The sequence below is a fragment of the Kutzneria sp. 744 genome, assembly GCF_000568255.1.
Taxonomy (GTDB): Bacteria; Actinomycetota; Actinomycetes; order Mycobacteriales; family Pseudonocardiaceae; genus Kutzneria.
In genome coordinates, this window is sequence record NZ_KK037166.1 from 9,106,490 (window position 1) to 9,131,349 (window position 24,860).

Here is a 24,860-nt window from a genome sequence, read left to right on the forward strand (position 1 = left end):
GGCCCGGTCCGCCACCGGCGGGCCGGGCCCGACCGCCGTCGGATTGCCGTGAGAAGGACGAAGGACAGGCCATGAGTCTGGAGATGCCCTCCGAGCTTGACTGGTTGTTCAAGATCGTTGCCGGTCAGGCGTGGCCCAAGGGTGACGAGGACAAGCTGCGCGAGCTCGGCCGCGCGTGGACCGAGTTCTCGAACTCCATCCAGGAGATCTCCGGCGAGTTCGAGCCGCTGTTCAATCTGGTCACCGGCAATCTCAGCGGCCAGCCGGCCGAGGCGTTCGCGCAGTTCGTCACCCAGATGCACAAGCAGCTGCCGGCCCTGGTCGACGCGGGCAAGCAGATCACCAAGCTGTCCAACAAGACCGCGCAGCAGACCGAGTACTCCAAGTACATGATCATCGGCCAGCTGGTGCTGCTGGCCGCCGAGCTGGCCTGGGCCGCGGCCAACGCGTTCTGGACCTTCGGCGCCAGCGAGGCGCTGGTGCCCGGCTTCGTCGCCGCCACCCGGCTGACCGTGACGATGATCCTGCGGCGGCTGGCGATGGCCATCCTGATGGGCGTCGTCTCCCAGGTCGCGCTGGACGTCGCCATCCAGACCATCCAGGCGATCAAGGCCAAGCTCAACGGCGACGACTTCTCGTGGAACTGGGCCAACACCGGCAGCGCCGCCGAGATGGGCGCGATCGGCGGTGCGCTGGGCGGCGGCATCGGCATGGGCCTCAGCAAGTTCAAGACCACCGGCTTCGGCGACAAGTTCCTCGGCCAGCTGCTCACCGGCGGCGCCACCGGCCTCGGCATGACCGAGATCAGCAACCTGATGAACGGCGACGACGCCAACCTCGGCTACGGCCTCACCTCGGGTCTGGCCGGTGCGCTGGGCGGCGGTGGCAAGCGCGGCCACGGCGGCGGTTCGCCGCACATGGGCGACATCCACGTCGGCGACGTCAACGCCCCCAAGTTCGACTCCGGCGACTTCAACAAGCCCAACACCTCCAGCGACTTCACCCCGCCGGAGACCCACTCCGAGGACTTCAACTCCGGCAACGGCAACGGAAACCACTCCGGACTGGAGGGCCTGGACGGCCCGCCGCCCCCCGTCGGCGGCAACAACTTCGCCAACACCGGCAACGGCAACAACAGCTCGCACGGTTCCGAGGCCCCGCCGCCCGCGTCGTCGTCCGGGTCGCAGAACAACGTGCCGCCGCCGGTGGAGAACACCGGCTCCCAGAACAACTCCGGGTCGCAGAACAACTCCGGGTCGCAGAACCACGTGCCGCCGCCGGCCGAGAACACCGGCTCGCAGGGCGCGCCGCCGCCCGTGCAGCATCAGGATGCGCCGCCCGTGCAGCAGGGCCAGGACGCCCCGCCGCCGCAGGCTCCTTCGCGTGGTGGCTCCTCGTCCTCCACGCCGCCGCCTTCTCGTGGCAGCAACACGCCGCCCGTGCTGCAGTCGACTCCGCCGCGTGGGCAGGGTTCGCAGACTCCGCCCCCGTCCCACGAGACTCCGCCGCAGACGCAGCAGACCCCGCCGACCGAGCACGCGGCCCCTCCGGTGCAGCAGAGCACCGAGACGTCCGCGCCGCCGCCCGTGCAGCACACCCAGACGCCCCCGCCCGAGCAGGCCACACCTCCGGCGCAGCACCAGACGCCCCCGGCGCAGCACGCGGCCCTGCCCGTGCAGCAGTCCACGCCCCCCGTGCAGCACGCCGCGCCCCCGGTTCAGCACGCGGCCCCGCCGGTGGAGCACGCCGCGCCCCCGGTGCAGCACGCCACCCCGCCGGCCGAGCACTCGGCCCCGCCGGTGCAGTCGACTCCGCCCGCGCAGCATCAGTCCCCGCCCGCGGAGCACCAGTCCACGCCGCCGGTCGAGCACCAGAACACGCCGGTCGAGCAACACCAGACCCCGCCGCCGGCGCAGCAGCACCACGACGACTCGACCGTGCAGCAGCACAGCTCGGACACCAACACCGGCAACCTCGGCGGTGTGCGGCCCGCCAACACCGGCACCAGTTCCGACGCCGGTGGCGGTCCGGCCCGTGCCCCACAGGAGCAGCCGCACACCCAGCAGCCGCAGCAGTCCGCGCCGCCGCCGATGATGGGCGGCCAGCACGACGGCCCCGTCACCGACAACCGCGGCAACAACAACACCACCGGCGGCGAACGCGGCGTCAGCAACACGCCGCCGCCGAGCCGCGGCACCACGAACACCCCGACGCAGCCGTCCGCCACCCCGCCGCCGCGCGGCTCGGACCGCCCGGTCACCGTCGACCACACCCCCAAGACCGACGCGCCGAAGATCAGTACCGAGAGCAACCTGCCCAAGGACAGCGCTCCGGTCACGCACGACAACACCACCACCAACCACGAGCCGGTCACCCAGCACGAGGCACCGGTCCAGCAGCCGCTCACCCAGCAGGCCCCGCACGAGCCGCCGGCCCAGCACACCCCGCCCGCCGACAACGCCCCGGTCGTCAACCACACCCCGCCGGCCGAGCGCACGCCGCCGGTGGAGAACGCGCCGGCCGTCAACCACACCCCGCCGGCCGAGAACGCTCCGGCCGTCAACCACGTCCCGCCGGTCGACCACACCCCGGCCGCGCCGGTGCCGCACGAGGCGGCGATCGAGCAGCCGGTGCCGCACAACGAGACGCCGACCCCGCACGAAACCCAGACGCCGCAGGAGAACCCGGTCGCGTCGCCACCGATGGGCGTCGGCGGCGACCACCACGGCGGGCCGTCGAACAACACCAGCGGCAGGCCGGAGCGGGAGACGGCGTCGCCGACGCCGAACCGGTCGCAGCCGTCGGACAACCGGCCGAACACCCGCGCCAACGACAAGCCGGACACGGCGCCGAAGGGCCGCGACGACCAGAACCGGACGGCACCGCCGCGACCGAAGACGGAGAGCGGCGACCGGCACAACGAGCCGAACCCGGTGACGTCCCGGCCGGCGCCGTCCTTCAACCGCGAGGGCGACGGCAACCCGCCGGCCACCCACACCCCGGCTGTCCCGACCCCGGCCCCGCACGCGGCGGCGACCAGCCACGACGGCTCGTCCAGCCACGTGCCGCCGGCCGACCACGGCCCGTCCACCAGCCACGAACCCGCCACGAGCCACGACCAGACCACGCACGACCAGCCGGCGCACGACAACAACACCGGCCACCACGACGACGGCCCGCAACCGGCGGCGCCGCACATCACCCCCAAGCTGGCCGAGCGGACGATGCCCGAGGGCATGTACACCGACGGCGAGCGGCGCATGGTCGACCAGATGGCCGACGGTTTTGCCGACAAGGCCGGCAAGTGGGGCGACGCCGGGGGCCTCGACCTGGCCAAGCACCTGGCCGACCGGCTGGGCGACGAGGGGTCGAAGGACCTGGCCACCAAGTTGTCGCACCCGAACATCGACGAGGGCGTCCGCAAGCAGTACGCCGACGAGTTGGGCAAGCGCCTGGTCTCGCACCACCTCCAGGACGTGCACCGGACGGCCGAGGACCTGGCCACTCGGATGAAGGTCACCTCCGAGACCGCGAAGGCTCTGGCGGGCGGCAACAGCAAGCTCGACGGCCCGACCGCGCGGGCGGTCTCCGATCACGTGGTGAATTCGGCCGACCGGGTCGTGGCCGAGGCCGTGAAGCAGGCCGTGAAGATGGTCGGCGCGCCGGAGCACCCGTGGTCGGTGGTCGCGGTCGGCAGCTACGGGCGCCGGGAGCTGGGTCCGGCCAGCGACCTCGACTTCTCGGTGGTCGGCGACGTGCCGCCGGGCTCGCGGGAGCACGCGCACCTACAGTTGATCAAGGACACCACTTCTGATCTGCTGAACCTGGGCCGTGAGCACCTGATGGCCGATCCGAACGAGCGGTCCCCGCACGGCAAGTCGCTGTTCGAGGCGGACACGCTGTGGCTGGACACCCACGCCGACGCGCGTCCCGGGCCGGTCGCGAACACCAGCCGGCGGATGCCGGGCGACGCGCCGAACGCCGGCGTGGTCTACGACTCCCGGCCGGTCCACATCGACGGTGTGCCCAACTTGGACAACTCGCACGGCACGCCGGCGCACGACCAGATGAAAGACACCATCGGCAACGTGGACCGGAACGACCGGGAGAACGTGCGCGACGGCTTGCGGGACAACCTGCACGACTTCCGCAAGCCGGTGGACTGGACCAAGGACGTCAACGTCAAGGACCGGTTCCAGCGGGCGCTGACGCTGGGCACCCGGGGGCTGGCGGTGGATTCGGGGATCACCCACCACACCAACACGAACGATCGTGTGAACGCGTTGGAGCACCAGGGCACGTTGCCGCCGGCGTTGGCCAAGGACGTGCGCGACGCCATGGACAAGGTGTCGGCGCTGCGGCAGCGGATGCACAGCGCGTACGGCGGTGAGAAGGACACTTTCCGGGCGCCGCCGCCGAAGGGTCGGTTCTCGTTCGGCAAGAGCCCCAACGACGAGTCGAAGATCGAGAACAACACCTATGTGCTGAGCCACGGCGAGGCCGCGGACATGCAGAAGGTCCACGACACCACGCAGCGGTACATGGACTTCCTGAACCAGCACGTGCGCACGGAGCTGCCGCCAGAGAGCCGATCCGCGCCGCCGGTCGACCACACCCCGCATGACAGCAGCACCGCCCCGCACGACAGCAACACCGCGCCGCACAGCAACACCGGCGGCGCGCCCCGCACCGGCGACTCGACGCGCGACGGCAACACCGGCGACTCGAACCACCAAGGCGACCACGCCGGGAACAACCGCCCGCCGGCCGAACACAACAACGACACCACTCACCACGACACCACTCACCACGACACCACTCACCACGACACCACTCACCACGACACTGCGCCGACGCCGCACACGGGCGAGCAAACGCCGCACACCGAGACCCCGCCGCCGGCCACCCACTCGGGTCCGCGCAAGCCCGAGCACCTGTCCGAGCAGGAGTGGAACAAGCAGTACAACGAGGGCCGGGACCGGGCTCCACATCGGACGGTCAATCTGGACGACCCGGATGTGAAGCGGAACGTGCCGCGCACGCATGGCGACGGCCGGCCGGCCGAGCTGAACCGGGTCGACGGCAAGATTCACTATGACGTGCGGCGGATGGAGGTGGAGCCGGGCCGCTGGGTGCGGGAGCACACGGTCAAGTTCCACATCGACAAGGGCCCGGGCGTCACCGACACGCACATCGAGAACTTCAAGCAGCGGGTGCAGAACGGCGTCGACAAGGCGTTCAACAACCAGCACAAGCTGCCCAGCTCGGGTGACGAGCTGCACGTGCGGGTCGAGTTCCACGACGACCCCAAGGGTGCGCACGAGACCATCCGTGTGGATCAGGACGGTGCGGTGAACCAGCACCGGTTCCCACTGGACGCGACCGACCGGGAGTTCGCGCACGAGGTCGGCCACTACGTCGGCTTGCCGGACCGCTACAACGACCGGGCGGGCACGCCCGACAATCCGAACCGGATCTCGGGCAAGGACGACAACGTCCGGGTCCTGAACAGTGACGACGGTCGTCGGGCCAAGAATCTCGATGGTGGTCGGCACGATCTGCGCAATCGGATCGACGACGGCAAGAGCCCGATGGGTGACGGTCTGGCGAATCCGAGTTCTCGTTACCAGCCCAAGGACATCAAGGGTATCGAGGATGTCGCGCACGACCATGCGGCGTTGCCGGACACCTCGCATGACATGTTCACCGGCAAGCAGCCGGTGCCGGAAGGCTTGCACCACAGGGAGAACACGCCGCCGCCGCGCAGCGAGGAGCCCGCGCCGCACACCGAGGAGCCGGTGCCGCACAGCCCGGCCCCGGGCTCTGGTGTCGGCCGGTCCTTCGCCAGCCACCTGAACGACCACCTCGGCAGCGGCCACCAAAGCCGCGACATCTGGCAGCGCACGGCCGACGAGGTGCGCAACGACCCGGAACGTTACCTGCCGGGTGTCGACCAGCGCACCCGTGACGACATCGCGAACCGGATCGAGTCCGGCAACCACTGGGATTCCCAGCACATCGACGTGGCCAACCAGGCCGCCAGGAACGCCTTCGGCGCGCACGACTTCGAGGGCCACCCGGTCGGCGGCGGCAAGCCGCACGAGCACGGTCCGGCCACCCGCGAGGACCGGCACGGCCTGTTCGACAGCATCAAGAACGCCTTCAACCCGCCGGAGCACATCGACCTCGGCGGCGGCCACAGCGTCAACTCGCACCGGGTCGGCGGCTTCCACAAGCTGGACGACCACAACGTCTTCATCAGCTCGCACCTGATCGACGGCAAGGATCCGCACGATGCCGCGATCGTCTACGACCAGGTCAAGCAGTACCTGGGCAACGACGGGCTGACGCTGCACCGCGGCATCTCGGCCTGGCACCCGACCTGGCTCCAGGTCGAGGGCGGCGAGATCCCGCCGCTGGGCAGCGGCGACCACCCGGACTTCAGCACGCGCGACACCAAGTACGTGCCGTTCACCGCCGACCACAACGTGGCGATGGGCGCGGCCATGGGCCACAAGGGGATGGGCGAGGGCGACGACCGCCGCTTCGTGCCCGGCTACGACCCGAACGACCCGGCGCACCCGGTCGGCATGGTGGTGACCAAGAAGGTCTCGGCCAACAACGGCGACGAGGTCGCGTTCATCAACTCCGGCGAGACCCAGGTCGGCGGCCCGATCCACGACTACGACGCCAAGCACTTCCACATGGGCACGCCGGCGCACGCGGTCTTCGGCGGCAAGGACGACGGCAGCACGCTGGGCTCGTTCATGCCGCCCAAGCCGTCCGACCACGACGTCCAGACCTACAAGGACGAGCACGGCGGGCTGCGTAACGACCCGAACTCGCCGAACTCGCGGTCGGCCCCGTGGTGGGACAAGATCAAGAACGCCGTGGCCGGGCCGGAGACGGTCCAGCTCGACCTGGAGCACAACACCCTCGACGCGCACGACGTGGGCGGCTTCTACAAGCTCAACGACCACGACGTGTACATCAGCAAGGACCTGCTTGCGCAGAACGCCGACCACCGTGACCAGGAGATCGTCTTCAAGCAGGTGGACGACTACCTGAAGGGCGGTCTCAAGCTGTACCGGGGCATCTCCTCCTGGCACCCGACCTGGAGCCAGGTGGAGCGGGGCGAGATCCCGTCGCTGGGCAATGGCGAGCGGCCGGACTTCAGCACCCGGGACACCCGGTTCGTGCCGTTCAGCGCCGACCGGACCGTCGCCGCCGCCGCGGCCATGGGGCACAAGGGGATGGGCGAGGGCGACGACCGCCGCTTCGTGCCCGGCTACGACCCGAAGAACGACAACCACCCGGTCGGCATGGTGCTGACCAAGACAGTGTCCTCGCACGACGGCGACTCGGTCGCGTTCATCAACCCGACCGAGACCCAGGTCGGCGGCCCCGTGCGGCACGACGGCGCCGAGGTGTTCCACATGGACACCCCGATGTCGCAGGTCTTCGGCGACCCGAGGATGAACACCCGCCTCGGCGACGACATGCCGCCCAAGCCGTCGCAGCAGGAGATCGACGACTACGTCAACCAGCACGGCGGCCTGCGCAACGACCCGAACCCGGTGACGTCCCGGCCGGCGCCGTCCTTCAACCGCGAGGGTGATGGCAACCCGCCGGCCACCCACACTCCGGTCACCCACACTCCGGTCACCGGCCACGACGGCGCGGCCGGCCACGTCCCGCCGGCCGACCACGGCGCGTCCACCAGCCACCAGCCGTCCACCAGCCACGAGCCGTCCACGAGCCACGAGCAGACCAGCCACGACCAGCAGCCGCACGACAACACCGCCCACCACGACGGACCGCCGCCGGAGGCGCCGACCGTCACCCGGCCGCTGTCCGAGCGGACGATGCCGGAGGACGACTACACCCCCGGCGAGCGTCAGCTGGTCGACCAGATGACGGAGACCTTCGCCGGCAAGGCCGGCAAGTGGGGCGACGCCGCCGGCCTCGACCTGGCCCGGCACCTGGCCGACAAGACGGGCGACGACGTGGCCAGGGATCTGGCCACCAAGTTGTCGCACCCGAACATCGACGAGGGCGTCCGCAAGCAGTACGCCGACGAGTTGGGCAAGCGCCTGGTCTCGCACCACCTCCAGGACGTGCACCGGACGGCCGAGGACCTGGCCACTCGGATGAAGGTCACCTCCGAGACCGCGAAGGCTCTGGCGGGCGGCAACAGCAAGCTCGACGGCCCGACCGCGCGGGCGGTCTCCGATCACGTGGTGAATTCGGCCGACCGGGTCGTGGCCGAGGCCGTGAAGCAGGCCGTGAAGATGGTCGGCGCGCCGGAGCACCCGTGGTCGGTGGTCGCGGTCGGCAGCTACGGGCGCCGGGAGCTGGGTCCGGCCAGCGACCTCGACTTCTCGGTGGTCGGCGACGTGCCGCCGGGCTCGCGGGAGCACGCGCACCTACAGTTGATCAAGGACACCACTTCTGATCTGCTGAACCTGGGCCGTGAGCACCTGATGGCCGATCCGTAACGAGCGGTCCCCGCACGGCAAGTCGCTGTTCGAGTCGGACCCGATGTGGCTGGACACGCAGAACGACGCGCGTCCGGAGCAGGTCGCGGACCGCAGCCGGCGCGCCGACGGCGAGGGCCCGAAGGCCGGCGTGGTCTACGACGCCCGTCCGGTGCACGTCGACGGTGTGCCCAATGTGGACAACTCACACGGCACGCCGGTGCACGACCGGATGCAGAACTCCGTCGCCACCGTGGACCGGACCGACCGACAGAACGCGCGCAACGGCTTGCGGGACAAGCTGTTCACCGCCCGCGACGAGCCGGTGAACTGGCGTGGCGACGTCAACGTCAAGGACCAGTTCCAGCGGATACTGACGCTGGGCACCCGCGCGCTGGCGGTGGACTCCGGCATCACCCACCACACCAACACCATCGACCGCGTGAACGCGTTGGAGCACCAGGGCACGTTGCCGCCGGCGTTGGCCAAGGACGTGCGCGACGCCATGGACAAGGTGTCGGCGCTGCGGCAGCGGATGCACAGCGCGTACGGCGGTGAGAACGACACCTTCCGGATGCCGCCGCCGAAGCCGCGGTTCTCGTTCGGCAAGAGCCCCAACGACGAGCCGAAGATCGAGAACAACCGGTACGTGCTGAGCCACGGCGAGGCCGCGGAGATGCAGAAGGTCCACGACACCACCCGGCAGTACATGGACTTCCTGGACCGGCACACCCGCACGCAGCTGCCGCCGGAGAGCCGTTCCGCGCCCGCGGTCGACCACGGCGCTCCGCACGACAACAACACCGTGTCGCACAACAACACTGGCGACACGACTCGGCACAACGACCCCGCGCCGCACACCGGCGACACCCTGCACACCGGCGACGAGCCCGGCACCCACACCCCGCCGGCCACGCACACGGGCCCGCGCAAGCCCGAGGGCATGAGCCAGCGGGACTGGAACAAGCAGTACAACCAGGGCCGCGACCGGGCTCCACATCGGACGGTCAACCTCGACGACCCCGATGTGAAGCGGAACGTGCCGCGCACCCATGCCGACGGCCGCCCGGCGCAGCTCAGCCACGTCAACGGCAAGATCCACTACGACGTGCGCCGGATGGAGGTGGAGCCGGGCCGCTGGGTGCAGGAGCATACGGTCAAGCTGCACCTCGCCAAGGGCCCCAACGTCGACCACGCGCAGATCGAGGCCCTGAAGCAGCGCGTCCAGGACGGCGTCGACAAGGCGTTCAACAACCAGCACAAGCTGCCCAGCTCGGGTGACGAGCTGCACGTCCGCGTGGAGTTCCACGACGACCCTCGGCAGGCCCACGAGTCGATCCACGTCAACCAGGACGGCGCGGTCAACCAGCACCGCTGGACGCTCGACGCCACCGACCGGGAGTATGCCCACGAAGTCGGCCACTTCCTCGGCTTGCCGGACCGCTACAACGACCGGGCGGGCACGCCCGACAACCCGAACCGCATCTCGGGCAAGGACGACAACGTCCGGGTCCTGAACAGTGACGACGGTCGTCGGGCCAAGAGTCTGGACGGTGGTCGGCACGATCTGCGCAACCGGATCGACGACGGCAAGAGCCCGATGGGCGATGGTCTGGCGAATCCGAATTCTCGTTACCAGCCCAAGGACATCAAGGGTATCGAGGATGTCGCGCACGACCATGCGGCGTTGCCGGACACCTCGCATGACATGTTCACCGGCAAGCAGCCGGTGCCGGAAGGCTTGCACCACAAGGAGGACACGCCGCCGACGCGGACCGGCGACGACACCGTCCACATCGGACCAAAGCCGGGCCAGGGCGTGGCGAAGTCGTTCGCCAGCATGCTCAACCACCACCTCGGCGAGGCCCACGACAGCCGCAACGTCTGGCAGCGCACGGCCGACGAGATCCGCAACGACCCTGAGCGCTACCTGCCGGGCGCGAGCCGGCAGGCCCGCGACGACTTCGCCAACCGGATCGAGTCCGGCGACCGCTGGCTTCCGGAGCACGTGGCCGCGGCCAACAAGGCCGCGGCGCACGCCTTCCACACCGACAACTTCGACGGCCACCCGCTGGAGCACCACGCGCACCGCGGCGACGACCAGCCGCACCCGCACCAACCCGAGCAGATCGAGTCCCGGCCGGCGAAGCTGTCGGAGACGACCATGCCGGACGACATGTACACCGGCGGCGAGCGCAAGCTGGTCGACCGGATCACCGACGACTTCGCCAACAACGTCGGCAAGTACCACGACCCGGCCGCGGTCGACCTGGCCCGGCACCTGGCCGACCGGATGGACGACCAGCACGCCAAGGACCTGGCCCAGAAGCTGAGCCGCACCGACCTGACGCCGCGGGAGCGCCAGGAGACCGCCGGCAAGCTGGGCAACCGACTTGTCGTCGCCCACCTGCACGATGTGCTCAGCACCGCCGACGACCTGTCCAACCGGATGGAGGCAGCGTCGGCCAGCTCCCGCCGCGCGGTCGAGAACAACACCGGGCTCGACCACGACATCTCCCGCACCACCTCGGACATCGTGCTGGCCTCGGCCGACAACATCGTCGGCGAGGCGGCCAAGATGGCCGCCAAGATGATCGGCGAGCCCGACCACCCGTGGTCGGTCGTGGCCGTCGGCAGCTACGGCCGCCGCGAGCTCGGCCCGGCCAGCGACCTGGACTTCGCCATCATCGGCGACGTCCCGCCGGGTTCGCGCGAGCACCAGCACCTCCAGCTGATGCAGAGTCTCACCGAGGACATGCTCAACCTCGGCCGGGAGCGCTACATCAGCAAGCTGCCGCGTTCGACCGGCGACGAGAAGGTGCTGTTCGAGGCGGACACGCTGTGGCTGCCGATCCACCAGGACGCGCGGCCGGACGCCGTGGCCACCCGCAGCATGAGCCAGCCCAGCGGCGCGCCGAACTTCGGTGTCATCTACGACTCGCGGGTAGTGCCGGTCGACGGCATGAACCACGCGGACCACGGCAACCACACGCCTGCGTTCGACGCCATGAAGGCGACCTACGCCAACGTGCCGGACAACGTGCGCCACGAGGTGCGGGACAGCCTGGCCGAGCAGGCGAACAGGCGGCCCCACGAGATGCCCGCCGGCCCGGCCAACATCAAGGACCAGTTCCTGCGCTCGCTGACCATGGGCACGCGCTGGCTGGCCGTGCACTCCGGCATCACCGAGCACTCCAACACCATTGACCGCGTCAACGAGCTGGAGCGGCGCGGCGTCGTCCCGAGCGACCTGGCCCACGACGTCCGGAACGCGATGAACGACGTCACCGCGATCCGGCAGCGCATGCACGGCAAGTTCGGCGTGGAGAACGACAACTACCGGCTGCCGCCGGCGCAGTCGAAGTGGAATCCCATCCGGACCAACCACGAGTCCCGGGTGGACGGCGACACCTACGTGCTGAGCTCGCACGAGGCCAACCAGCTGCGCCAGGCCCACGACACCGTGCAGCGCTACCAGCAGCACATGCGGGACCACCTCCACCAGCAGCAGGACGAGGGCCGCGCGGCGCCGGCGTTCGACCGCGGCGCCGACGAGCCCTCCTATCGGATGCCGGGCTCCTACGACGCCGAGTCGGTCGGCGACCACCACGTCGAGCCGGAGGCCCCGCCGGCCCCGCCGAAGCAGGCACATCCGTCCACTGTGGACGACGGGCTGGTCGAGTCGATCCTGCGCAGCTCGGCGATGCAGAACGTGCCGGTCGAGCACGCGACGCCGTTCGGCGGCCGGTCGGCCGTGGACGCCGCCACCGACTCGGTGGCGCACCACATCGAGCAGAACCCGCAGCAGCACCAGTACCAGGGCCTCGACCACCAGGGCCTGTCCCAGTGGGCCGCGGACCACGTCGACCAGCGCACGCTGGAGAAGTTCGCGCCCGACCTGGAGCCGCACCAGCCGGGGCTCACCGGCGACGCCAAGCTGGCGCAGTGGCGGACGAACCTGGCCAATGACCTGGCCACGCCGTCGGCGCGGCGGTGGCAGACCGTGCGCGGCATGATGGACGGCCCCGGGCTGACCGGCGGCGACCACGACATCGTCGACCACATCACCAACTCCGTGGTCGAGCACGGCACCATCCCGTCGTCGGCCGACCTGGTCGGCAAGGCCGTGCAGACCCCGTCCTGGCACGACTCGCACGTGGGACAGCACCTGCCCGACGCCGTGGCCAACGCGCTGGGCGCGCACGTCGTCGTCGACCACAACGGCGTGCAGACCCACCACGGCCCGGAAGACGCGCCGCCGGTGGAGATCCAGTCGCACGACGGCCGTTACTCCGCGCTGGGCGAGCAGACCCACCAGGAGATGCTCGACGGCATGGAGGCGTGGCTGAGCGGCCGCACCACCGAGCAGGTCGGCCACCACGTCGACGACGCCAGCTACGGCGAGGACCGGACGGCGTACAACCACGCCCGGCAGACGCAGATCCTCAAGCGGGCGGCCAACCACCCCGACGGCCCGTCCGGCTACCGGAAGGTGCTCGAGGACCGGGCCGCCGGCCTCCAGAACCGGATCCGGGACGCGAAGTCCCAGACCGGCTGGGTGAACAAGCTGCTGCGCGGCGGCGACGTCACGGCCGAGAGCCAGCGCAAGACGCACATCACCAGCCTCGAAGGCCGGCTCAGGAGCACCAGCCAGGAGCTGGCCCACCTGGACGCCAACCTGGGCAAGGCCAACATGATGCAGGCGGTCGACCGCTACGTGGCCGGCCCCAACGCCGACGGGCTGCGCAAGCTCGGCTACCCGGCGCTCCGCCAACTCGACGAGCACCTGGGCCGGCAGGTCGAGCTCGCCGAGCGGGCCGGTTTCGACTCGTCGGACCTGCGCAAGCTGCACGAGCGGGTGCAGAACGAGCCGGCAGCGCGCCGGGCCTGGGTGCAGGTCGCGCGGCAGGGCACCGACGCGCTGCGGACCGCGTTGGACGAGGCGAAGGACACGGTGGAGAACTACCGGCGGGGCTTCGAGGAGCGTGAGTCCCTCAGCCACCGCGTGACCCACATGTTCGAGCCGGCCGAGGACCTCGCCCCGCACCGCGCGGCCGAGGCCGACGCCAAGGACCTGGTCAAGCAGATCGAACACACGCTGGCGCTGACCGAGCACGACGACTACCGCGACCGGTTGGCCGAGGCGTCGCGGCTCAACGACCGGGTCCAGCGGTTCGACCGCTTCACCGAGGGCATCGCGGAGCGCCAGCAGCGCCGCAACGAGGAGTTCGAGCAGCAGGTCCCGATCCGCCGACTCGAGATGGAGCCGGGGCTCGACAACCCCGTCACGCGGATCGACCGCCTTCAGGAAGGCGGCCTCGAGCAGCACTTGGGCGACCTCGGGCACGAGATCGAAGAGAAGCAGCGGCAACTCGACGACCTGCGGCAGGCCGCGGACGTGCCACCGGACCCGGCGGCGACCGAGCGCGAGCAGGCGCAGCACCGGGCGGCCCAGCAGGAGCTCGCACAGCACGAGCGTCAGCTCGCCGCCGAGGTGCGGCGGATGGAGGCGGAGCGCGCCGACGCGCTCACGGAGTACGCGCTGAACCTGCCGGCCGACCCGAAGGCGCCCGGCTGGGAGAAGCTGTCGCGCAACGACCTCGTCGCCATCGAGGAACACGTCAACGACCTGATGCACAACGCGCGGCTGGAGGGGCAGCCGACGGAGCGCCTGTACGGCGTGTACAACCAGGTGCGGGAGCTGGGCCTGAGCGGTGCCGCCCCCGAGCACTCGCTGTTCGGCGGCCCGGCCCACGAGACCGGGCCGGAGCCGGAGCCGGGTCCGTTCATGCGGCCGGGCGCGGCGCACACCGGGACCCCGGGCGTGGACCACCTCATGCCCGGCAGCATCGGCGCGGTGCACGAGGAGCGGTCGCAGCGGGCCTTCGAGGCGTCGCTGTACGGCCTCGATCACAAGGCGCTGACCGATCTGCGGCAGACGTACGCCGACGACCCGGAGCGGTCGGCCGCCGTCCAGCGGATGATCGACCTGGAGCGGCACGCCGGTCGGCCCGACACCTTCGACAACCAGCTGCGGGCCATCGAGAACGGGCTCGCCGACGCGCGGGCCCACCGCGACGCGCAGGCGAATCCCGGCCCGACGGCCCAGCGCTGGGTGCAGCAGCACGAGGAGCGCCTGGCCGAGGTCGGCAACGACCGCGCGGCGGCGCTGACCATGCAGGCGCTGCGGCACCCGGACGACCCGGACGCGCCCGTGTGGCGGGACCTGAGCGACGACGACCTCAGGACCGTGCACGACCATGCCCGGCAGCAGATCGAGCCGGCGCAGCGGGGCGGCCACCCGACCGAGCACCTCGAGAAGTTCGTGGCCTTCACCGAGCAGTTGGGCCGCGACCGGGGCTACGACGACCTGCACCTGACCCACGAGCCGGAGCCCGCGCCGGTGGCCGAGCCGAGGCCGCAGCCGTTCATGCGGCCGGGACCGTCGACGCGGGCCGAGGGCCAGGACATGAACATGACCGTGCCCGGCGGTTTCGGCCCCGTGCACGAGGGAACGCCGCTGCGCTCGTTCGAGGCGTCGCTGTTCGGCCTCGACCGCGACTCGCTGACCACCATGCGGCAGCTGCACAGCAACGACCCGGAGCGGTCGGCCGCGGTCCAGAAGATGATCGACGTCTCGCGGCACGCGATGCGGCCCGACCTGTTCGACCGCCGGATCCGGGCCGCCGAGGAGGGCCTCGCCGACGCGAAGGCCCGCCGCGACCAGAACGCCGCGCCGAGCCGGCTGCCCGACCCGCTTCGGACCCGGTCGAGCCGGGAGGAGCAGGCCAACCGCCGGGAGGACGACGAGCGCCAGGTGCGGTTGCTGGAGAACCGCTTGGCCCAGCTGCGCAGTGAGCGCGACACGGCGATCACCCTCAACGCGCTGCGGCAGGAGGACGACCCGGCCGGGCACAGCTGGCGCGGCTACGACGACAACGATCTCGCGACCGTGCACCACGTTGCGCGGCAGCAGATCGAGCCGGCCCGCCAGGGCGGGCACCCGACCGAGCACCTCCAGAAGTTCGTGGACTTCACCGGGCAGCTGGGGCGTGACCGCGGCATCGACGACCTGAACGCCCTGTACAACGACCAGCATCGAGACGACCAGCAGCACGACGAGGCCGGCCACGAGGCGCCGCCCGCGCCACGGCCCGAGCCGAAGCCCCAGCCGTTCATGCGGTCCGAGCAGCCGCCGCGGTCCGCCGCGCCGGACATCGACATGGTGGTGCCCGGCGGTTTCGGTCCCGTGCACGAGGGGACGCCGCTGCGCTCGTTCGAGGCGTCGCTGTACGGCCTGGACACCAAGACGCTGACCGACATGCGGCAGTCGTACGAGCGGGACCCGGAGCGGTCGGCCGCGATCCAGCGGATGATCGAGGCGTCGCAGCATGCCGCCCGGCCGGACTTCGTCGACCAGCGGGTGCGCGGCGTCGAGAACCGGCTCGCCGAGGCGAGGGCCCAGCGCGACCGGCGCAACGTGGCGGACCTGTTCCGCGCCAACGAGCAGGCCAACCGCCAGCAGGCGGACCGCGACGTGCAGCGCCTGGAGCGACGCCTGGCCCAGTTGCGCGACGAGCGCGACACGGCGGTCACCGTGCACGCGCTGCGGCAGGAGAACGACCCGACCGCGCACAGCTGGCGGGGCTACAGCGACGCCGATCTGCGGATGATGCACGACCACGTCCAGCAGCAGATCGAGCACGCGCGCCAGGGCGGGCACCCGACCGAGCACCTGCAGAAGTTCGTGGACTTCACCCGGCAGCTCCAGGACGACCGGGCCGAGGCGAGCCGGTCCGAGGGGCGGCCGGCCCCGTGGTGGAATCGGGCGGCCGACGCGCTGTCCACGCTCACCGGCCCGCCGACGTTCGACCTGGACCTGGGCAACGGCCACCACGTCGACGCGCACGACGTCGGCGGCTTCTACAAGGTCAAGGACCGCGACGTCTTCATCAGCTCGCACCTGCTCGACGACCGGGTGAGCGCGGCCGAGCAGCAGCAGGTGCTCGACCAGGTTCACCAGTACATGACCACGGGGCTGACACTGCACCGCGGCATCGCCGCTTTCCACCAGACCTGGCACGCGGTGGAGAACGGCGAAATCCCGCCGCGGGGCACCGAGAACCGGCCGAGCTTCGACACCGACCAGTCCCGGTACGTGCCGTTCAGCGAGAGCTTCGACATCGCGGCGGGCGTCGCCATCGGCAACAGCAACATGGGGCCGGGCGACCAGCGGCAGTTCATCCACGGCTACGACCCGAACGACCCGAACCAGCCGGTCGGCAAGGTGCTGACCAAGACCGTGTCGTTCGCCAACGGCGACGCCATCGCCTTCATGAACCCGGGCGAGACGATGATCGGCGGCCCGGTCCGGGACTACCAGACGACGACCTTCCGGATGAACACCCCGGCCAGCGAGGCGCTGGGCCCGAACGTGCACGGGCCGCTGAGCGCCATCGTGCCGCGGCGGCCGACGGCGGACGAGGTCGCCGCGTACGTCGACCAGTACGGCGCGCTGCGGCACGATCCCGACCACCCGCAGACGCTGCCGGAGCGCAACGCCCCGGAGTTCGACCACAACACCGAGGTGTCCGCTCCGCACCCGGTCGAGCGCGGCGCCGGTTCGGCGCCGCGGCGGCCCGAAAACGTGTCGCAAGAGGACTGGAACCGCCAGTACAACGAGGGCCGCGACCGGGCTCCACATCGGACGGTCCGGCTGGACGACCCGGATGTGATCCGCAAGGTTGCGCGCACGCACGACGACGGCCGGCCGGCGGACCTGAGCAAGGTCGACGGCAAGATCCACTACGACGTGCGGCGGATGGAGGTGGAGCCGGGCCGCTGGGTGCGGGAGCACACGGTCAAGCTGCACCTCGCCAAGGGCCCCAACGTCGACCACGCGCAGATCGAGGCCCTGAAGCAGCGCATCCAGGACGGCGTCGACAAGGCGTTCAACAACCAGCACAAGCTGCCCAGCTCGGGTGACGAGCTGCACGTCCGGGTCGAGTTCCACGACGACCCCGCGGCGGCGCACGAGTCGATCAAGGTCAACCAGGACGGTGCGGTGAACCAGCACCGGTTCCCGCTGGACGCGACCGACCGCGAGTACGCGCACGAGATCGGGCACTACCTCGGCTTGCCGGACCGCTACAACGACACGGCGCGCAGCGAGGGCAACCCGAACCGGATCTCGGGCAAGGACGACAACGTCCGGGTCCTGAACAGTGACGACGGTCGTCGGGCCAAGAGTCTGGACGGTGGTCGGCACGATCTGCGCAACCGGATCGACGACGGCAAGAGCCCGATGGGCGATGGTCTGGCGAATCCGAATTCTCGTTACCAGCCCAAGGACATCAAGGGTATCGAGGATGTCGCGCACGACCATGCGGCGTTGCCGGACACCTCGCACGAGATGTTCACCGGCAAGCAGCCGGTGCCGGAAGGCTTGCGCGCCAAGCCGCTGCCGGCCGAGCCGCAGATCCAGCGCCACCTGTACACCGGCTCCGGCATCGGCCGGTCCTTCGCCAGCCGGGTGAACGAGCACCTGGGCGCCGAGCACCAGAGCCGGGACGTCTGGAAGCAGGTCGCGGACGAGGTGCGCGACGACCCGGAGCGCTACCTGCCCGGTGTCGACCAGCGCACCCGTGACGACATCGCGAACCGGATCGAGTCCGGCAGCCATTGGGACGCCCGGCACGTCGAGGTCGCCAACAAGGCGGTCCCGCACGCGTTCCACACCGGGAACTTCGACGAGCACCCGGTCGGCTCGGGCAAGCACCAGGACCACGGCCCGGCCACCCACGAGGACCGCCGGGGCTTCTTCGACAAGATCAAGAACGCCTTCGCGTCCGAGCCGGAGCCGGAGCACATCGACCTCGGCAACGGCCACACGTTCGACGCGCACCGGGTCGGCGGCTTCCACAAGCTGGTCGGCCAGGACGTGTTCATCAGCTCGGAACTGGTCGACGGCCGGAATCCGGGGGACGCGGCGCTGGTCTACGGGCAGGTGCACGAGTACCTGACCAACGGGATCACGCTGCACCGGGGCATCGCGGCGTGGCACCCGACCTGGCACCACGTGCTGGGCGGCGAGATCCCGCCGCTGGGCAGCCGGGAGCACCCGGACTTCAGCACCTGGGACACCCGGTACGTGCCGTTCACCGCGGACCGCAACACCGCGGTCGGCGCGGCGATGTCCCAGCGCGGCATGCACGGCAGCGCCGACGACCGCCGCTTCGTGCACGGCTACGACCCGACCGACCCGGCCCATCCGGTCGGCATGGTGCTGAGCAAGCGGGTGACCCAGGGCGACGGCCACGCCGTCGCGTTCATCAACTCCTCCGAGACGCAGCTCGGCGGCCCGCTGCACGACTTCGACGCCGCGACCCTGCACATGGGCACGCCGCTGTCGCACGTCTTCGGCGGGCCGGACGACGGCCTCACGCTGGCCGACCACATGCCGGCGCGGCCGAACCAGCAGCAGGTCGCCGACTACGTCGCCGAGCACGGCGCCCTGCGGCACGACCCGAACGGCCCGGGCTGGCAGCGGCCGGCCCCCTCATGGCTGAACAAGGCGATCGGCGCGGTCACCGGCCAGCACACGCCGCCGCCCCTGGTGGAGCACACCTCGAACGGGGTGACGCTGCACCTCGGCCCGCACGACCTGCCGGCGCACGAGGTCGGCAACTTCTACAAGCTCGACGAGCACAACGCCTTCATCAGCAAGGACCTGTTCCGCGACGACGCGGATCCGCAGGACCGGGCCGACATCTTCGGCCAGGTCGACCGGTACCTGACCAACGGACTGCGGTTGCAGCGTGGCATCCCGGCCTGGCACCCGACCTGGCACACGGTCGAGGAGGGCGTGATCCCGCCGCTGGGCATGGAGGACCACCCGAACTTCGACACCCGCGAGACCCGGTTCGTGCCGTTCACGACCGAGCGCAACATCGCCGGCGGCGCCGCGATCAGCAGGACCGGCATGGGCGAAGGCGACGACATCAAGTTCGTGCCCGGCTACGACCCGGCCGACGACCACTTCCCGGTCGGCATGATCCTGCACAAGACCGTCTCGGCGCACAACGGCGACGCGGTCGCGTTCATGGTGCCCGGCGAGACCCAGGTCGGCGGCCCGATCCAGAACTACGGGGCCGAGCGGATCACCATGGACACGCCGCTGTCGCACGTGTACGACGACCCGGCGCTGACCGACCGGCTCGGCGACAGCATGCCGGCCAGGCCGACGCAGGGGCAGATCGACGCCTACGTCCACGAGCACGGCAGCCTGCGCAACGACCAGTCCACCGTGACGACGTCCCGGCCCGCGCCGCTGTTCGACCGACATGGCGTCGTCGGCGAGACCGAGGCCGGCCCGTCCAACCACCGCAACGCCCTGCGGCTGGACGAGCAGGACCACCCCCGAGACCCGTTCCAGCGACCGCAGCGCGCGCCGCGCCTGCCGGCCTTCGATCCGCTGGACTCGATCCGCGAGAACGACGAGCCCGAGCCGTACGACCACACCCAGCTGTCGAGCTACGTGCACGACGGCGACTCGCTGGGCCTGGGCAAGCTGGTCGACGGCGACCGGCTGGCCCACCAGACCCAGCAGGCCGTGCTGGAGCAGCTGCCGCACAGCGCCGAGGAACGGGCGAACGCCCAGGGACTGGACGCCATCCACCACGTGGTGACACAGGACTTCGACTCGCTGCACGGCGACGGCCGCAAGTTCGAGATCCGGGTCGGCGACAAGGTGTACGAGGCGACGGTGAAGGCCCGCACGGACCTGACCGACGCGCAGCACACCACCGAGGCCAACCGCGGCCTGGAGCGCTCCGGCGGCACCGACCGGTCCACCTCGGAGAGCACGACCAAGACCAAGCAGCACGACCTGTCCATGGGCGTCAGCGCCGGCAACGGCATCGGCGGCGGCAACGTGTTCGGCTCGATCCTGCACGCCGCCCCGACCGTCACGCTGGAGTCCGGCCACGGCGCCGGCCACTCGGTGTCGGTCAGCCACACCGGCTCGGATGTCGTGCAGGGCAAGGCAACTCTGGAGATCTCGGTCACCGACAAGCACGGGGTCAACCCGAACCCGGCCGGCGGCGTGACCTTCGAGCACGAGGCCACGGTCGCGTTCCCGCACGAGACCAACACGCCGTCGCACGACACCACGCCGCGGCCGGTGCGGCTGGACGGCCTGGGCGTGTTCGGGGCCGAGTCGGTGCACGGCGTCGGCGAGGCCTTCGACAAGGTCGCCGCCGACCTGCACCCGAAGATCACCGAGATCGGCTCGCCGGGCCGCAAGGTGCTCCAGCAGTTCGTCAGTGCCGGCAACGTCCGGGACAACCTGCCGGCGATGAGCAAGGATTGGATCTACTCGCCCGACCTGATCAGCTCGGACGGCAGTCGGATCGGCTCGGTCCGGATGCGGATCGAGCCGGCCGACGCCGCGCTGGAGAGCAGCGCCGGCGGCTACAAGATCGGCTCGACGCTGAGCGGGTCCGGGGGCCCCGGCCGGTCGAACACCTCGACCACCGGCGGCGAGCTGTGGCTGGGCGGCAGCGGGGCCGGCATCGCCGACCCGACGCACAGCATCGCCGCCGGCGCCAGCATCACCACCGCGTTCAGCAAGACCGACAGCCTGGGCACGAAGGTCGGCGACACGGCGAAGTGGGAGTCGGTGCTGGCGTCCGAGGGCGTCAGCGGCCTGTACAAGATGGGCTTCCGGCTGCACATGCAGGTGATCGGGCACAACCCGGTGACCGTGCACGACGCCTCCGCGCACGTCCGGATGTCCGGCCTGGAGGCGCACCACGCCGGCCTGGTGGTGCCCAACGGCGCGCACGGCGACTTCCAGCCGACGCCGCAGGCCCACCACGCGCCGAGTTACCTGGCCAGCGGCAAGTCCCTGGGGCTGGCCAAGGTTTTCCACCTGTCCGGCGGCGACGAGGTGCGTGAGCGGGTCGAGGACACGTTGCGGAGCAACGAGGATCTCAAGGACCTGGCGCCGGACTTCGGCAGCGACAAGCTGAAGGGGGCCTCGCGCGGCGACACCGCGCTGGCCGCGGCCAACCGGCGCGAGCTGGACACCAAGCTGTCCGACGAGCACCTCAAGGCCAACATGAACAGCATGCTCGGCAAGGGCATGAAGATCCGGCTCAAGAAGCCGGGCCTGTTCTTCAACCGCTACGTCACCGTCACGGTCAGGGCCCGCCTGACCGGACTGGAGCACCTCGGCAAGGCCCCGGACCACGCCATCAGCGGATCCGGCGCCACGTCGACGAAGCTGGGCGTCTCCAACACGGCCAAGAAGGGTGTGACGGTCTACGCGGACGGCCGGGTCACCACGCCGTTCGACGGCGGCCACGTCAAGGGCGCGCCGACGGCCTCGATCGGCGCGCAGTACGGCTACCAGCGGGCGCACTCCACCGAGGCCGGCCCGTCGACCGGACACAAGCTGTCCACCGGCGGCAGCGAGGACGTGCACGGCTTCAAGGCGAAGGTGCACTACGAGGTCACCGTCAACGACCACAGCCGGGTGCGGTCGTGGATCCGCCGGATCACGCCCGGCACGCCTGGCCAACACGTGCCGGAGGTGCACAACAACCCGCACGTGGCCCGGCCCGGCGGCCTGAGCCGGCCGCCGCGCGGCGAGGTCACGGTGATGGTGCCGGAGAGCCTGACCCGCGGCGCCGCGGCGACCCCGCACGTGGACAACCACGTCACCACGCGGATGGACACGCCGCCGTCGATCAACGACCTGCTCGCGCAGGCCCGCGGTACCCGGCAGCCGGAGTTCCAGCGGGTGGAGGCGATCATCGGCGCCGAGCACGTCCAGCAGGCCGCGGACGACGTCCTGGCCGACGCGGCCGGCGGCGACCGGTCGCTGTCGCTGAACGGCACGGTCAGCGCGGACGCGCTGCACCATGCGTTCAGCCCGGAGAACCTGACCGCCGACCCGCAGGTCGTCAAGCACGGCGTGCAGGTGGACGGCCTCCAGCACAACCGCCGGCTCGCGGACCGGGTCGGCGCGGTCGCCATGACAATGGAGCTGGACAACCCGCGGATCGTGTCCATTTCGGACGACATCTCGCTCAAGCACGAGGACTCCGGCGGCTACTCGGCCTCCGGCGGCAAGCAGACCCAGCACTCCTTCGGCCTGAACCTGGGCACCTCCGCGTCCCGCAACGCGCTGACGCTGACCCCGGACGTGCCGCACGCCAAGGGCCGCGCCGGCGTGTTCGCGGTGGCGAGCCTGCGCAACTGGACGTGGACGTCGAAGCTGACGAAGTCGTTGGGCGGCACCGCCGAGCACGGCGTCTCCTCGCCGCACGGCCGGACCGTGCTGGTGCGGATGGACGCCCGGGTGCACCTGGTCGCGGAGTCGCGGCAGACGAGCATCCTGCACGACACCGACGTCCGCACCGCCGGCCGCACGGTCGAGCTGCCGGACAGCGTGTTCGTTCGCGTCACCGAGCAGGAAGCGCGGCAGATGGGCGCGCTGCCCGACCACAACCTGGGCGGCGACACGCCGATCGGCCCGAAGCCGGGCCTGCCGACGCCGAGCACCCTGGCCACCGAGCGGCCGTCGATCGGCTTCGGCCACGTGGAGCCGACCGGCGACCTGGTGAACCTGGTGCCGTCGCTGCGGGCGAACCTCGGCGAGCTCGGCCCGAAGCTGCTGCCGCAGTCCGTGCTGGACGACGCCATGGGCAACCTGCGCCGGATGGACGAGCAGTCCTCTCAGGACGGTGTTCGATCTCTTGTGGACAGTGCGCTCAACGGTGGCGTCTCGCTGATGACGCCGAAGCCCAACGTGTTCACCCACGACAACTACGAGGTCGTGCTGCACGCGCGGCCGACCGACGAGGGCGCGACGTACCTGGGCGTCAGCAACGACGGCAGCACGCTGTCGCACGACGCCACGGGTGCGCTGTCCCAGGCCGATATGAAGGGCAAGGACGCCAGCTCCGGCGTCGGCGGCCGGCTGCTGGGCACGGGCCTGCCGCACCTGCCCGACTCGTCGGCCAGCATGACCGTCAACAACGCGACCTCGTTCAGCCTGAGCCACTCCACCGGCCACAGCACAACGAGGAACGACTCGACCGACATCACGCAGAGCAGCTCGGCCGGCGGCCCGCAGGCCCGCTACAAGCTGCCGGTCACGTTCCAGTTGGAGTTCAAGCACAAGGGCGAGTCGCTGGCGGTCTCCGACTCCGACCCGCACGACCTGGTGGTGCGCAAGCTGGCCGACGACGTCAGCACCGCCACCAACGGGCCGGTCGGCCACGAGGCGACCGTCGAGCACTTCCGCGACACGCCGCCGAGCGACCACGAGCAGTGGCAGCGCGACGGCGAGCGGCTGCCCGACGAGCTGCACGTGGACGACTTCACCGGCAACGTGGACGAGATCCGCCACGAGGCCCGGCAGCTGGCCGGCGACCTCAACACCACCGCCGACCACGCGCTGACCACCACGCTCACCCCCGAGGTGATCAAGGCCAACATGCCGGCCATGGCCAAGGGGCCGGTCGAGCTGCCGGGCCTGAAGGAGGCCGGCCTCACCGCGTACGCCAAGCTGACCAACCCCCGGCTGGCCACCGTCAGCGACTCGGTCGACCTCGGCGGCGGCCGCACCGACCACAGCTCGATCGACACCTCGGTGAACCGGTCGGTGTCCGGCTCGGTGAACGCCATCATCGGCGGCCTCGGCGGCAACGTCACCGACCCGCCGCACAGCGCCCAGCACCGGGACGTCAACGCCGGCGGCACCGGCGTCTACTTCGACCGCGGCGGCATGGAGAACAACCGCAACCTCGGCTCCAGCGGCCCGGTCCACCCGGCCACCGGCAGCTCCACGTCCATTTCCGGCCGGACCAAGGTGGTGCTGCACGACACCGAGATCCGCCTGGTCAAGGGCGACCGCGGCGTCACGCTGAAGTTCGACGACTCGTCCCGGATCCGGGTGTACGACGACGGCTCGCTGCCCAGGGATGTCTCGGACGCCCAGGACAGGGTCCGCGACGCCGAGAAGAACTGGCAGGATGCGGAGAAGGACGTCGTCACCGCGCAGCACGCCGTGGACGACGAGTACCTGCGGGCCAAGCCGCGCATCGACCAGCTGCGCGACCAGCACCGGGACGAGCTGGCGGAGAACCTCCAGGACCAGCGCGACCACAACGACCACGTCAACCAGCTGCGCCAGCAGCTGTGGGACGCCTACGCCGGCGGCCACCTGGACCGGATCACCGACCTGGAGCGGCAGCTCGGCGAGGCCAACGAGCACGGCCGGCATCGTCCGGCGCCATCAGACCTTACCCGTTACTTACTTTAACGTTAATACCACCTGCCGCTAAGTCCGGCCACCGAATCTTTCTTCTAGCA

2 protein-coding genes are annotated in these 24,860 nt (G+C 70.7%); both read left to right on the top strand.

What is annotated here, in order from left to right; genetic code table 11:
• Positions 1-71 precede the first annotated feature (71 nt).
• Entirely contained in the window at positions 72-8,498 is an 8,427-nt protein-coding gene (locus KUTG_RS41770; protein WP_043724978.1) for a WXG100-like domain-containing protein, read from the top strand.
• 43 nt (positions 8,499-8,541) lie between these two features.
• Positions 8,542-24,810, top strand: a complete 16,269-nt coding sequence (locus tag KUTG_RS41775) for a putative nucleotidyltransferase substrate binding domain-containing protein (protein WP_043724979.1) — start codon at positions 8,542-8,544, stop codon at positions 24,808-24,810.
• Positions 24,811-24,860 lie beyond the last annotated feature (50 nt).